Origin of the sequence: Pedobacter terrae, from assembly GCF_900100705.1 — a bacterium.
Lineage (GTDB): Bacteria > Bacteroidota > Bacteroidia > Sphingobacteriales > Sphingobacteriaceae > Pedobacter > Pedobacter terrae.
This window is the reverse complement of sequence record NZ_FNCH01000015.1, coordinates 15,935-29,001: the sequence shown is the minus strand read 5'-3', so window position 1 is coordinate 29,001 and position 13,067 is coordinate 15,935. Positions and strand designations below refer to the sequence as shown.

Genomic DNA, 13,067 nt, shown 5'->3' with positions numbered 1-13,067 from the left:
TCGTTAAATGATTCTGAAGCCAGCTATGTTGCAATATTTACATGCTAGGCTTCGATTTTCTGTTTTGGTTATAGATTAGACGCATCTATGGAGAAAACGTTGCAAACAATCTAAATTATTTTTCAAATAGTTTGAATTTCATCCTTAAAATCGTTCTTTTTGTATTCAATCCGATTATACAATGGCATCGCAATTACTTATCCTTAATAAGAAACAAATTCAGCAGAAAATAGATCGTATAGCTTATCAGATTTTAGAGGATAACCTGAACGAGAAAGAAATTGTACTGGCCGGTATCTGGGACCGTGGCTATAAACTGGCGTTAAGGTTAGAAAAAGTACTTAAAAAGATTTCAGGTTTTAAACTCACCTTATTGCGTATTGACCTGCAAAAGGAAAGTAGCAAATTGGTGGCTTCAACAGATTTGGATGAAAGCCATTGGAAAAATAAGGTAATTATTATTGTTGATGACGTGCTTAACAGTGGTAAAACCCTCGCTTATGGTTTAGGGGTTTTCTTGAACACGCCACATAAAAAAATCCGTACGGTAGTTTTAGTTGACCGGAGCCATAAAATCTTTCCTATTGCAACTGATTTTGTTGGTCTTGAACTTGCTACCATCTTAAAAGAACATGTAGACGTGGTGATGGATGTGGAGGGTGAAGAGGATCGGGTTTATTTGAGCTAATTAAGAATTGGTATCGTCCTCGTTTGTAACGAGGATGTATGAGATAAGCGATTTCATCGCTTATTGAGGAATTATTATATAGTTCTCTTCACATTACAAATGTAGGTCTCGCTGATCCTCGTTACAAACGAGGACCATAATTTATTATGTAAAACCATCCAATATCGTCCTCGTTTGTAACGAGGATGACTGAAAACAGCGATTTAATCGCTAAATAAAGATTTATTTAGCATTTTTAAACCACATTACAAATGTGGACCTCAACGATCCTCGTTATAAACGAGGACCATATATTTTTATCTAAATTAGCTCAATTTTTAATAAGCCGTTAATGCCGGCATAATCTTTAGCACTACTGTAAATATACTGCTCGGGAGATTCAACGATACCAGCTTTAACTGGGTTTTCATGTATATAATATAATTTTTGAAAAGCATCGATTTCTTGTAAATCGATAGGATGATTGTCGTCTTGCCAGATTTTATAAATTTCCGCTCGGTTGGTTCTCCGAGCTTCAAAATTAAACTTATCTAAAAGCCAATCTCTTCTACTTTCAGGTATCTCTTTAATTGCTGTTGCAAGTTTTTTAGATGTAAATTTTTTAAAATCTCTTAGAAAATCAGACATTTTATTTGGTTCTTCACATCTTCCAATAAAATGAATGTGGTTTGTCATCAATACCCATGCGTTTAATATTAACCCTTTATGCTTGATACAGTAATTTAATGAATCGACAATTATGTTTTTATATTCCGGTCGTGTAAATAGATCGATCCAACCAACGATTGTGCAGGTTATAAAATAAGTTTGATGCTGATCAGTAATGATGTATCTGCTTCCTCCCATAATATTAGATACTTAAATCTTTTGATAAAATTATGCCACCAATAACATGGTGTTTGGGAGATTTACAGTAAATATAAATAAATATTCGTTTATTATAATAGGATTATCGTCCTCGTTTGTAACGAGGATGAATGAAAACAGCGATTTCATCGCTTATTGATGAGTCATAATATCGTTTGCCGCACATTACAAATATGGGGCTCGCTGATCCTCGTTGTAAACGAGGACTATAGTTTTTACTGATTAAAGCTTTATTGAGTTTTGCAAACTTATAACCTGACTTATAATCTAGCTATTAAAGAGATTAAAGCCATTGTAATTAAAGGATATTTGTAATTCACCTCAATTTTTTGCAATTTTCCAAAATGTATCTGCCCAGAAAAAATAATCTGATTTTCAAGTTTTTCTCATGGTATATTCAATTTATTATCAAAAAAGATTTTGCTGCATTTAATTATAATAGATTGGAAACCAAATCTGACTCTTCTGTTCTGATTTTGGCCAACCATTTCAGCTGGTGGGATGGCTTTTTTCTGTTTTACATCAATAAAAAAATATTAAAAAAACAGTTTCATGTTTTAGTGAATGCCGAAAACTACACTAAAATAGGTTTTTTGAAATATCTTGGTGCTTTTGCTGCTGAAAATAAAGGTAAAGACATTTTAGAAACGCTTAATTATGCAGGCAAACTGTTAGATAATCCTGCAAACTTAGTGTTGGTGTTTCCTCAGGGAAAATTGTATTCTAACCACTTAAAATGCGTTGGTTTTGAAAAAGGGGTAATGCAGATCATAAATGGCAGTCAGAAAAAGATCAATATTATTTTTGCTGCCACCTTTATCGATTTCTTTGCGAAAAGAAAACCAACGGCTTATACTTATCTACAGCATTGGGAGAATGAGGAGTATGTAAGTTTGCAATTGTTAAAAAGCGCTTATAATAAACATTATGATCAATCGGTTGTTAAACAAAATCAGCTAATTGAATGACAATTCTTATTTACGCCGTTTTAATTTTTTTGGTAATCCGGTTTTCGGTAACTGTTTTCAATTTCCTCTCTAACCCAAAACTGCCAAGAGTAGTGAAACACCATCATGATCAGGTTTCAATTCTGATCCCAGCAAGAAATGAGGCGGAGAATATTTTAGAATTGCTTGTTTCAATAAAAAATCAGGATTATGCCGATTATGAGGTTATAGTTTTGGATGATAACAGTAGCGATAATACCTTAGGGCTTGTCGAAAAATTTTGCCTAAACAATCCACAATTCAAAGTAATAAGCGGTAAAGCGTTACCTCCAAACTGGCTTGGAAAAAACTATGCCTGCCAGCAGCTTAGCGAATTGGCTACTGGTAAATACCTTTTGTTTATTGATGCTGATGAAACCATTAAAATAGGATTGATCAATAGCCTCATTAGCCGGATGGAAATTGGAAACCTGACCCTGCTCAGCGTTTTTACCAATCAAACGATGAAATCGATAGGCGAATGGTTAACTGTGCCTTTAATGCATTTTATCTTATTAAATTTGTTGCCTTTGCGTTTGGTTAAGCTTTCGAAAAATCCAGCATTTGCAGCGGCCAGCGGACAATGTATGTTTTTTAATGCCAATCACTACAAAGAAAACCAATGGCATGAGCGGGTTAAACATCAGGTTGTAGAAGATGTGGAGATTATGAAGTTGGTAAAACAGGAAAAATTTAATGCAGAAGCGCTTCTGGCCAACGGACTGATCTATTGCAGGATGTACAGGAATTTAAGCGAAAGTTTAAATGGTTTTAGTAAAAATTTACTTGCAGGTTTTGGTAATAACATCATAATATTATTACTTTACCAGCTTTTGGTAACCATAGGACCATTAATTTTAATCCTAAACTTTAATCTTACTTTACTTGTATTACCACTAAGTTTAATAGTATTAAGCAGAATGATGATCTCTTATTTATCCGGGCAACATGTGCTGATAAATTTGGTTCTACATCCTTTACAGATGTTATTCTTCCTAATCATTTCATTCATTTCTATAAAGAAACATATTTTTAAAACGAGCACATGGAAGGGCAGAACGATCAAAACGATTTAAAGGTTAAAAGGATTGCAGTTGCAATAATTATCGTTTTTCATATAGTTGGCTTGTTTGGATTCTTAATCCCTGCTGCCCAGCCTTATTTTATCAAATTAGTCCCTTTTCATTTATTGCTGATGTTTGCCGTAATTGTTTTTTCGTACAATGCAGATGTAAAACGGTTATTATTATTCGTTTCGGGAGTGTTTCTCTGTGGCTTTTTAGTCGAGGTATTGGGTGTGCATACCGGAAAAATATTTGGCAGTTATTATTACGGCGATACATTAGGTTACAAAGTTGCTGCGGTCCCATTGTTAATGGGGGTAAATTGGGTAATCCTTATTTTCAGTATTGGGCAAATGATGAAAAGCATGAAAGTCAGACACAGTATTTTAGCTTCGGTGCTCGGTGCGTTTATACTGGTTAGTTTTGATTTCTTTTTAGAGCCTGTGGCGATGAAGTTTAATTACTGGCAGTGGGATTGGCACGAAATTCCGGTTCAAAATTATGTGGCCTGGTTTATTGTTTCCGTCATCTTATTGAAGTTTTATTATGCCTTAGGCTTAAAACAGCAGAAATATATAGGCGTGGCCATGTTTGCCTCGCAGCTAATCTTTTTTGTTGTCTTATACATGACAACCGGATCAAATATTTTTGCTTAATTTTGTGTCACAATGGGTTACAACTTACAGGTTAACATCGATAAATCATCAGGCTTTTGCTTTGGGGTAGTATATGCCATAGAAATGGCCGAAGATATTCTGGATAACGAAGGTTATTTATATTGCCTTGGCGATATTGTGCATAATGATGAAGAGGTAGAACGTTTAACCAACCGTGGATTAAAAATCATCGATCACGAAGTATTAAAAAACTTAAGGGACGAAAAGGTTTTAATCAGGGCACATGGTGAGGCACCCTCAACCTATCAACTGGCTTTAGAAAATAACCTGACATTAATAGATGCTTCGTGTCCTGTTGTGCTGAAATTACAGAACAGGATTAAAAATTCGCATGATGAAGATGAGCAGGTCCTTATTTTTGGTAAGCATGGCCATGCTGAAGTAATTGGATTACAGGGGCAAACAGATGGTAAAGCCATTGTTTTTCAGGATTTAGCTGAATTAGATCACGTTGAGCTTCCTGCTAAATTTACATTATATAGCCAAACCACTAAAAGCACCGATAAATTCTACCACATTAAAGATGAATTATTGAGCCGTGGTTATGAAGTTAAGGCTAACGATACCATTTGCAGGCAGGTATCTAATCGTTACGAAGAGCTGGAAGATTTTGTGAGCCATTATGATAAGATCGTTTTCGTTTCCGGAAAGAAATCTTCGAACGGAAAGGTGCTTTACGATGTTTGTAAAAAATATAATGATAATTCTTATTTCATTTCGAATGTAGAAGAGTTAGACAAAACCTGGTTTAATGAAAATGATAAAGTAGGTATTTGTGGGGCTACCTCTACACCAATGTGGCTGATGGAAAATGTTAAGGTCGCTCTGGAGCAGTATTAATTTCTACAGTAGGCGTCATGCTGATCCGATAGTGATCAGATCAGCATGACGAATAAAATAAAAGCCATTGAAAAAGACAAACCCATACACCGGAATTCTGGTTGCATTAACAGTAATTACCTGTTGGTTTATTTCTCTTTATCTTTTGTTAACATGGGATTTTGCCTGGGACAATCCTTTGGTTTATCTCCTGATTTTTGTGCAGATGCATCTGTACACCGGTTTGTTTATTACCGCTCATGATGCTATGCACGGAACCATATCGCCCAATAAAAAAGCAAATAATTTTATTGGCTATCTTTCCGTTTTTATCTACGCAGGTTTTTTTTATAACCGTTTGTATGCGAAACATCATCAACACCACCGTTACGTACATACTGAAAACGATCCTGATTTTGCACCACATGGCTTTTGGAAATGGTACTTCAGTTTCATGTTAAATTATGTTTCCATTATCCAATTGGTCATTATGGCCATAGCTTTCAATGTTTTGAAAATTTGGGTTGATGAAAAAAATCTGTTATTATTTTGGGTGTTGCCATCCTTACTAAGCACTTTTCAGTTGTTTTATTTTGGTACATATCTACCGCACAAAGGTGAACATGATAATGAATACCACGCTAATACTTTACAGAAAAACCATTTTGTAGCTTTTATAACCTGTTACTTTTTTGGTTATCACTATGAGCATCATCAAAAACCAGGAATGCCCTGGTGGCAGCTTTATAAAACAAAAGGATAACAATATGATTAGGAGTGGTGCCACATTTTGCCATCTGACACTAGGTTAAGCCTTCTGGATTTGCTATCTTTTGATTTTCATGATGATCTCTTATTATGCTAACTTCCAGGTTATATCTGACAGCACATTTGAAAACTAACGGATCAGGCAGACTTTTGTAATCTGCACCAAACCAGGTTGATAAACCTGACTGTACGAAATCCTTTTTGTCGTATACCCATTAAAAATAGCAATACCGGCCACAAAAAGATTGTAGGGAAGGCAGGACTACACTTAAATAGAACCGCTGCATTAGCTTTTCTTATAACAATACGATCTTTTTTTGACTTAAAAATGTCGGCAATCATATTTTTAGCATAGTGAAAAAACAATAAAAAGGGCGATATTTGCGTCCACAAAACATATTTCTTTATAGATGAGCAAGAAGGGAATTTTACTGGTAAATTTAGGAACACCTGATAGTCCGGCAACAGCCGATGTGAGAAAATACTTAGATCAATTTCTGATGGATGAGCGGGTAATTGATATTCCTAAACTGAACAGAACATTATTGGTTAAAGGCATTATTGTTCCCTTCCGTAGCCCAAAAACAGCTAAGTTATATAAAGAGATTTGGGATGAAAATGGTTCACCGTTATTGTTTTACAGTAGGTTGCAGGCCAAAATGCTTCAGGAAAGATTAGGCGACGATTATCATGTTGAATTGGCAATGCGTTATCAAAGTCCTTCCATTGCATCGGCATTGGCTAATCTAAAAGCAGGTTTGGTAGAAAGTATACAGGTAATACCTATGTTCCCGCAATATGCTTCTGCCAGTACCGGTTCGGTAATGCAACTGGTAATGGAATTGGTGAGCAAGTGGCAAACAGTTCCACCCATCTCATTCATTAACTCATTCCACGATAATGAATTAATGATTAAGGTTTTTGCCGAAAACGCCAGGAGACATCACGTAGAAAATTATGATCACATATTGTTCAGTTTCCATGGCTTGCCAGAGCGTCAACTTTTAAAATGTGACCACACTGGAAGTTACTGTTTAAAAAGTGCCGATTGCTGCCAGACATTAAACGATACCAATAAATTTTGTTATTCTGCACAGGGGCATGATACGGCCAGGTTAATTGCCAAAGAATTAAACCTATCGAAAGATCAATATACCGTTTGTTTCCAGTCGCGTTTAGGTAAGGAGCCATGGGTACAGCCTTACACTACCGATGTATTAAAGAAATTGGCTGCCGAAGGCAAAAAACGTCTTTTGGTTTTTAGTCCGGCTTTTGTGGCCGATTGCTTGGAAACGCTTTACGAAATTACGGTAGAGTACCACGAAGAGTTTAAAGCTTTAGGTGGCGAACATGTTCAGTTGGTAGAAAGTTTGAACGATAGCCCCGTTTTTATTGAGGCACTTGCCGGAATGGTTAAATAGTTTTAGATTTAAAGATGGCAAATTTTATCATTTTAATGGGGGTGTCTGGAAGTGGTAAAACAGTAATTGGAAAAGCCCTGGCGCAAAAAATAAATGCAGAATTTATAGATGGCGATAACCTGCATTCGCAGCGTAATGTAGACAAAATGGCTGCCGGTATCCCGCTAACAGATGCCGATCGTTTAGATTGGCTACAATTGATTGCTAAAGTTGGCCGCGAGCATGCTGGCAATGGAGCCAACTGTATCATTGCTTGTTCTGCGCTTAAAAAATCTTACCGGGATCTTTTGAGAGAGGATAATGAATCGATACGTTTTGTTTATTTAAAAGGAAGTTTCGATTTAATTCACGATCGGATTGTTAAACGTGCTCACCAATATATGCCGTCCAGCTTATTGCAAAGCCAGTTTGAAACCCTGGAAGAACCACAAACAGATGAACCGGATGTATTTACGGTTTCCATCGATCAAAGTATCCCCGAAATAGTTGAAGAAATTGTTAAGGCTGATCTGATTTCGTAATTACCGAAACAATCTGATCTGTTGCTCCTTTCTTATCGTCTACATATTTTCTCGCCGCATCGGCTGAGGGTTGATTGTCTATAAAAGTATTAAAGGCATCAATCAGCTCTTCTGTTGAGGATATACTTTTTCCTGCCCCAATGGCAATAAGATCTTTTGCTTCCTGAAATTTATCGTATTTAGGTCCGAAAATTACCGGCAATCCAAATGCCGCGGCCTCTAAAGTATTATGAATCCCTGTGCCAAAACCACCACCAATATAAGCCACTTTCCCGTATTGATATAAAGAGGAAAGCATGCCAATGTTATCAATGATTAAGATTTTAGATTTTAGATCTGAGATTTGAGAACTGTTAACTTCTAACTGGGAACTGAAAACTGAAAACCGTATACTGCCCACTGAAAACTGCTTTTCAATACTTTCGATATGGCTTTCATGGGTTTCGTGAGGCGCGATGATAAATTTCCAATTAGGGTATTCCTGAGACAAGCCTGATAGTATTTTTTCATCTTCGGGCCAGGTACTTCCGCAAACTAAAGTAGGCGCGCCATCAATAAAGCTTTCGATAATGTTGAGCTGTTTAGGCGATTGCGCATTTTCATAAACCCGGTCAAAGCGGGTATCACCACTTATGGTTACATTATTTAGTCCGATTGATTTTAAAAGATTTTCACTTTCTTTATTTTGTACAAAAAAGTACGTCACACATTTTAAAATATTGCGGTAAAAGTCGCCGTACCACTTAAAAAATGCCTGGCTTTCTCTAAAGATTCCAGAAATTACATACAAAGGGATGCCCTGGTCTTTTAATTCCTTAAAATAGAAATGCCAAAATTCATATTTGGTAAAAATGGCCAACTCCGGATTAATGCTTGCTATAAAACGTTTCGCATTAGCGTCAGTATCAATGGGCAGGTAAAAAACATCTGCCAGGGCGTAGTTTTTTCTGATTTCATATCCCGAAGGTGAAAAAAAAGTAACTATAATTTTTTTTGCCGGATAAAGGGCCTTTAATTTTTCCAGAACGGGTCTGCCTTGTTCAAATTCGCCTAAAGAAGCAAAGTGGAACCATATATGTTTTTCGGCAGGGTTAATTTTCTGGGCAATTGAGCTAAAGATATTTTTGCGGCCATTAATAAACAATTTGGCTTTAGGATTAAATAATGAGAATATCCTGATCAGTAAAGTATAGCCCCAGATTCCGATGATGTAAAGTAATTTCATATCTTCGTGCCAAGATAAAACGAATATATTTAAAAAGCTTAAAATATATGAAAGCCATAAGATTTTACCTGGCATTCAAACTAAATAAATAAAATTGTGGTATAGTTAATAGTTGATAAAAATAAATTAACAGATGAGGATAGCCGTTATTGGTACTGGATATGTAGGTTTAGTTACCGGGACCTGTTTAGCAGAAACAGGAAATGATGTAATATGTGTTGATATTAATGAAGCAAAGGTAAAACAGATGCAGGCCGGCCAAGTGCCGATCTACGAACCTGGTTTAGATCTTTTGTTCCACAGAAATATCGAACAGGGAAGATTAACCTTTACCACCAATCTTGTTGATGCGGTAAAAGAAGCGCAGATTATTTTTATGGCATTGCCAACGCCTCCGGGTGGTGATGGCGCAGCCGATTTATCTTATATTCTGGGTGCTGCAAAAGATATCTCTAAATTGATTACTGAATATAAAGTAATCGTAAATAAATCAACCGTTCCGGTGGGTACTGCCGATAAGGTAAAATCTGTTTTTGCTGAAAATACTTCAGTTGAAGTAGATGTAGTTTCGAACCCTGAATTTTTAAGGGAAGGTGTAGCGGTTGATGACTTTATGAAACCAGACCGTGTGGTATTGGGTACAAAAAGTGAAAAGGCCAAGAAATTAATGGCTGAATTATATGGTCCTTACGTGCGTCAGGGTAATCCTATTCTTTTTATGGATGAGCGTTCGTCTGAACTGACCAAGTATGCGGCAAACTCCTTCCTTGCTACTAAAATCACTTTCATGAACGAGATTGCAAACCTTTGCGAACTCGTAGGCGCTGATGTTGATGCAGTAAGAAAAGGGATAGGTTCTGACGAGCGTATCGGTAAACGCTTCCTCTTCCCAGGGGTAGGTTACGGTGGTTCATGTTTCCCGAAAGATGTTCAGGCTTTAGTTAGATCATCTGATGATTATGCCTACGATTTTCAGATCCTGAAATCGGTAATGGAAGTTAACGAAAAACAGAAAACAGTTCTTGTTGATAAGGTATTAAAATATTATAAAGGTGATATAAAAGGCAAACATTTTGCACTTTGGGGTTTAGCCTTTAAGCCAGAAACCGACGATATCCGTGAGGCACCGGCTTTATATATTATTGATGAGTTGGTTAAGAACGGTGCTACTGTTGCTGTTTTTGATCCGGAGGCAATGGCCAATGTCAAAAACGTTATTGGCGATAAGGTAAGCTACGCTAAAAACCAATATGAAGCTTTGGAAGGTGCTGATGCACTCTTGATTGCAACAGAATGGTCGGTTTTCCGTAACCCTGATTTTGATAAAATTGACAGCATCCTCAAAAATAAAATCGTTTTTGATGGCCGGAATTTATACGATCTGCAAAAAATGATCGATCTTGGTTATTATTATAATAGTATTGGTAGAAAATTGATAGATTAAAATGGGGCAGAAAAGGATATTGATTACGGGCGCAGCCGGATTTTTGGGTTCGCATCTTTGCGACCGTTTTGTAAAAGAAGGCTACCATGTTATTGGAATGGATAACCTGATTACAGGGGATTTGGCGAATATCGAACACCTGTTCAAACTGGAGAATTTTGAATTTTACAACCACGATGTATCCAAATTTGTTCACGTTCCAGGTAAGCTGGATTATATCTTGCATTTCGCCTCACCTGCAAGTCCGATTGATTATCTTAAAATTCCGATTCAGACGCTTAAAGTAGGCTCTTTGGGCACACATAATCTTTTAGGATTGGCGCGTAATAAAAACGCAAGGATGCTGATTGCGTCAACTTCTGAGGTATATGGCGATCCAAACGTAAACCCACAGCCCGAAGAATATTGGGGCAATGTAAACCCTGTAGGTCCGCGTGGTGTTTACGATGAGGCTAAACGTTTTCAGGAGGCCATTACCATGGCTTACCATACTTTCCATGGTGTAGAAACGCGTATCGTTAGGATTTTTAATACCTACGGACCGAGAATGCGTTTAAACGATGGAAGAGTTTTACCTGCTTTTATTGGGCAGGCATTAAGGGGTGAAGATTTAACTGTTTTTGGTAATGGAAGTCAGACACGCTCCTTTTGTTATGTAGATGATCTGATTGAAGGCATTTATCGGTTATTAATGAGTGACTATGCCCAACCCGTTAACATTGGTAATCCCGATGAAATTACGATCAAACAGTTCTGTGAGGAAATTATTAAACTTACTGGCACCACGCAAAAAATTGTGTATAAGGAACTTCCACAAGATGATCCGAAACAGCGCAGACCAGACATTACCAAAGCAAAAGAGCTATTAAATTGGGAGCCTAGAATAGGCCGTGCGGAAGGATTAAAAATTACCTACGAATACTTTAAGTCATTGCCGCCAGAGGCTTTGGCGAAAATTGATCATAAAGACTTTACCACATTTAACCGTTAAAATGGCAAAAATATTAGTTACTGGTGGAACAGGATACATCGGTTCGCACACAGCTGTAGAATTACACAATGCAGGATACGAAGTTGTAATTATTGATAACCTTTCTAACTCGAATATCAAAATCTTAAACCAGCTGCATGCCATCACCGGCAAATGGTTCGATTTTTATGAAATTGATCTCCGCGATGAAAAAGCAGTACAAGAATTTGCAGAAAACCATACGGATATTGATGGAATTATTCATTTTGCAGCGTCCAAAGCAGTAGGTGAATCGGTAGCGCAACCCTTAAAATATTATAAAAACAATTTTTTCGGATTGATTAACCTGTTAACTTCGTTTAACAAGAAAATTAATTTTGTATTTTCTTCATCCTGTACTGTTTATGGGCAGCCGGAAAGCTTGCCTGTAACCGAGGCTGCACCTGTGCAGAAAGCAGAATCTCCTTATGGAAATACTAAACAAATCGCTGAAGAAATTTTAGCTGAAACTGCTGCGGTAACACCTGATTTAAATGTAATTGCTTTACGTTATTTTAATCCGGTTGGTGCGCATGATACCGCTTTGATCGGAGAACTGCCAAACGGGGTGCCTGCAAACCTGGTTCCTTTCATTACCCAATCGGCCATTGGTAAACGCGGTCCGATTACAGTTTATGGCAATGATTACGATACGCCAGATGGTTCCGCTATTCGCGATTATATCCACGTGGTAGATCTTGCAAAAGCACATGTTGCGGCTATAAAAAAATTAGAAGATGGAAATCCTAATGGTAATTACGATGTTTTCAATATTGGTACCGGTAAAGGATCTTCCGTTTTAGAAATTATTGCTGCTTTCGAAAAAGTAAACGGTGAAAAACTGGATTATAAAATCGGCCCAAGGAGGGCAGGAGATGTTGTTCAGATTTATGGCGACGTTCAGAAATCTAATAAAGAACTCGGCTGGAAGGCTAGCCTCGATATTAATGAGATGATGCGCTCGGCCTGGGAGTGGGAAAAATACATTAAGGCTAATCCTTTTTAAATGAAGTTATCGGAGCACAAAGATTTAAAAACTGCCATTACCGAACTGCCTGTTAAAGAAAAAGACAAGCTGTTACTCCGTTTGGTAGCAAAAGACAAAGTGCTTACAGAACACCTTCACTATAAACTATTAGAGGATGAGACCGATCTGGAAGATCGCAAAGAAAGGATTAAAGCTGATGTTGATGAACAGATTCCTGAACTGAAAAAACTAAATGCCAAAGAGGCTTTGGTAAAAGTAAGGAAGATGATCACTTCTGTTAATCATTTTTATAAAGTGACAAAAGACCCTATAGGAGAGGTTGAACTAAAACTTTTTATTCTTAACGCCATCCCTTTAGATTATAAAAAATCAACTTTTGGTTACCGCGATTTTATGATGCTTTTTAGTGTTTATTACATTAAAACAGTTGCGGTAACCATTAACAAATTCAAAAAGCTTCATGAAGACCTGCAGTTCGATTTAAGTGAAAGCTTGAATCAGCTGCTTGATAAAATCTATTCCTCTAAATTAGCTGGCGCAGCAGAGGCTAGTAATTTGCCAAAAGAGATCAGTTAAAGCTATGACCTATC

General features: G+C 37.0%; 14 protein-coding genes. 12 read left to right on the top strand and 2 right to left on the bottom strand.

All coding sequences use genetic code 11. From position 1 onward, the window contains the following. The first annotated feature begins 181 nt into the window (after nucleotides 1–181). A complete protein-coding gene (locus BLR60_RS17385) occupies nucleotides 182–688 on the top strand; it encodes a phosphoribosyltransferase family protein (RefSeq protein ID WP_090502125.1) in 507 nt (168 codons plus the stop codon). Between the two features lie 300 nt (nucleotides 689–988). On the opposite strand, the gene BLR60_RS17380 is transcribed toward BLR60_RS17385, so the two are convergent. Then, a complete protein-coding gene (locus tag BLR60_RS17380; RefSeq protein WP_090502123.1) occupies nucleotides 989–1,534 on the bottom strand; it encodes an REP-associated tyrosine transposase in 546 nt (181 codons plus the stop codon). Nucleotides 1,535–1,998: 464 nt separating this feature from the next. Here BLR60_RS17380 and BLR60_RS17375 point away from each other — a divergent pair, with 464 nt between their 5' ends. The 7 genes from BLR60_RS17375 to BLR60_RS17340 all read left to right on the top strand — a co-directional run bounded on the left by BLR60_RS17375 (nucleotide 1,999) and on the right by BLR60_RS17340 (nucleotide 7,811). After that, on the top strand, nucleotides 1,999–2,523 hold the full coding sequence (locus tag BLR60_RS17375; protein ID WP_244155689.1) for a 1-acyl-sn-glycerol-3-phosphate acyltransferase: 525 nt from the start codon (nucleotides 1,999–2,001) through the stop codon (nucleotides 2,521–2,523). Next, entirely contained in the window at nucleotides 2,520–3,617 is a 1,098-nt protein-coding gene (locus BLR60_RS17370; RefSeq protein ID WP_090502120.1) for a glycosyltransferase family 2 protein, read from the top strand. Before BLR60_RS17375 ends, BLR60_RS17370 begins: the two co-directional genes overlap by 4 nt. Next, nucleotides 3,587–4,261: a carotenoid biosynthesis protein gene (locus tag BLR60_RS17365; protein ID WP_090502118.1), complete on the top strand. Its 675-nt coding sequence runs from the start codon at nucleotides 3,587–3,589 to the stop codon at nucleotides 4,259–4,261. The genes BLR60_RS17370 and BLR60_RS17365 overlap by 31 nt, the downstream gene beginning before the upstream one ends. A gap of 12 nt (nucleotides 4,262–4,273) precedes the next feature. Beyond that, nucleotides 4,274–5,122 (top strand): 4-hydroxy-3-methylbut-2-enyl diphosphate reductase, encoded by an 849-nt coding sequence (locus BLR60_RS17360; RefSeq protein ID WP_090502116.1) that lies wholly within the window; start codon nucleotides 4,274–4,276, stop codon nucleotides 5,120–5,122. A 67-nt stretch (nucleotides 5,123–5,189) separates the two neighbouring features. Then, nucleotides 5,190–5,864 (top strand): fatty acid desaturase, encoded by a 675-nt coding sequence (locus BLR60_RS17355; protein ID WP_090502114.1) that lies wholly within the window; start codon nucleotides 5,190–5,192, stop codon nucleotides 5,862–5,864. A 415-nt stretch (nucleotides 5,865–6,279) separates the two neighbouring features. Beyond that, nucleotides 6,280–7,290 (top strand): ferrochelatase, encoded by a 1,011-nt coding sequence (gene hemH, locus BLR60_RS17345; RefSeq protein WP_090502111.1) that lies wholly within the window; start codon nucleotides 6,280–6,282, stop codon nucleotides 7,288–7,290. A gap of 14 nt (nucleotides 7,291–7,304) precedes the next feature. Continuing rightward, on the top strand, nucleotides 7,305–7,811 hold the full coding sequence (locus tag BLR60_RS17340; protein WP_090502109.1) for a gluconokinase: 507 nt from the start codon (nucleotides 7,305–7,307) through the stop codon (nucleotides 7,809–7,811). Here BLR60_RS17340 and BLR60_RS17335 read toward each other — a convergent pair. Further along, the gene (locus BLR60_RS17335) at nucleotides 7,789–9,036 is read right to left on the bottom strand and encodes a 3-deoxy-D-manno-octulosonic acid transferase (protein WP_090502264.1); all 1,248 of its coding nucleotides are present in this window, start codon (nucleotides 9,034–9,036) and stop codon (nucleotides 7,789–7,791) included. The genes BLR60_RS17340 and BLR60_RS17335 overlap by 23 nt on opposite strands. 133 nt (nucleotides 9,037–9,169) lie before the next feature. On the opposite strand from BLR60_RS17335, the gene BLR60_RS17330 reads away from it, so the two are divergent. Genes BLR60_RS17330 through BLR60_RS17315 form a run of 4 tightly spaced genes read left to right on the top strand, consistent with a single transcriptional unit; the run spans nucleotide 9,170 to nucleotide 13,053 of the window. Then, nucleotides 9,170–10,480, top strand: a complete 1,311-nt coding sequence (locus BLR60_RS17330; protein ID WP_090502107.1) for a UDP-glucose dehydrogenase family protein — start codon at nucleotides 9,170–9,172, stop codon at nucleotides 10,478–10,480. 1 nt (nucleotide 10,481) lies between these two features. Beyond that, a complete protein-coding gene (locus BLR60_RS17325) occupies nucleotides 10,482–11,471 on the top strand; it encodes a UDP-glucuronic acid decarboxylase family protein (protein ID WP_090502105.1) in 990 nt (329 codons plus the stop codon). A gap of 1 nt (nucleotide 11,472) precedes the next feature. After that, a complete protein-coding gene (gene galE, locus BLR60_RS17320) occupies nucleotides 11,473–12,495 on the top strand; it encodes a UDP-glucose 4-epimerase GalE (RefSeq protein ID WP_090502103.1) in 1,023 nt (340 codons plus the stop codon). After that, nucleotides 12,496–13,053 (top strand): hypothetical protein, encoded by a 558-nt coding sequence (locus BLR60_RS17315; RefSeq protein WP_090502101.1) that lies wholly within the window; start codon nucleotides 12,496–12,498, stop codon nucleotides 13,051–13,053. Nucleotides 13,054–13,067: the final 14 nt, after the last annotated feature.

Coding starts and splice junctions, on each gene's coding strand:
- BLR60_RS17335 (WP_090502264.1), bottom strand. CDS start 9,036: ATGAAATTACTTTACATCATCGGAATCTGGGGCTATACTTTACTGATC.
- BLR60_RS17325 (WP_090502105.1), top strand. CDS start 10,482: ATGGGGCAGAAAAGGATATTGATTACGGGCGCAGCCGGATTTTTGGGT.
- BLR60_RS17340 (WP_090502109.1), top strand. CDS start 7,305: ATGGCAAATTTTATCATTTTAATGGGGGTGTCTGGAAGTGGTAAAACA.
- BLR60_RS17370 (WP_090502120.1), top strand. CDS start 2,520: ATGACAATTCTTATTTACGCCGTTTTAATTTTTTTGGTAATCCGGTTT.
- BLR60_RS17330 (WP_090502107.1), top strand. CDS start 9,170: ATGAGGATAGCCGTTATTGGTACTGGATATGTAGGTTTAGTTACCGGG.
- hemH (WP_090502111.1), top strand. CDS start 6,280: ATGAGCAAGAAGGGAATTTTACTGGTAAATTTAGGAACACCTGATAGT.
- BLR60_RS17380 (WP_090502123.1), bottom strand. CDS start 1,534: ATGGGAGGAAGCAGATACATCATTACTGATCAGCATCAAACTTATTTT.
- BLR60_RS17385 (WP_090502125.1), top strand. CDS start 182: ATGGCATCGCAATTACTTATCCTTAATAAGAAACAAATTCAGCAGAAA.
- BLR60_RS17360 (WP_090502116.1), top strand. CDS start 4,274: ATGGGTTACAACTTACAGGTTAACATCGATAAATCATCAGGCTTTTGC.
- BLR60_RS17365 (WP_090502118.1), top strand. CDS start 3,587: ATGGAAGGGCAGAACGATCAAAACGATTTAAAGGTTAAAAGGATTGCA.
- galE (WP_090502103.1), top strand. CDS start 11,473: ATGGCAAAAATATTAGTTACTGGTGGAACAGGATACATCGGTTCGCAC.
- BLR60_RS17315 (WP_090502101.1), top strand. CDS start 12,496: ATGAAGTTATCGGAGCACAAAGATTTAAAAACTGCCATTACCGAACTG.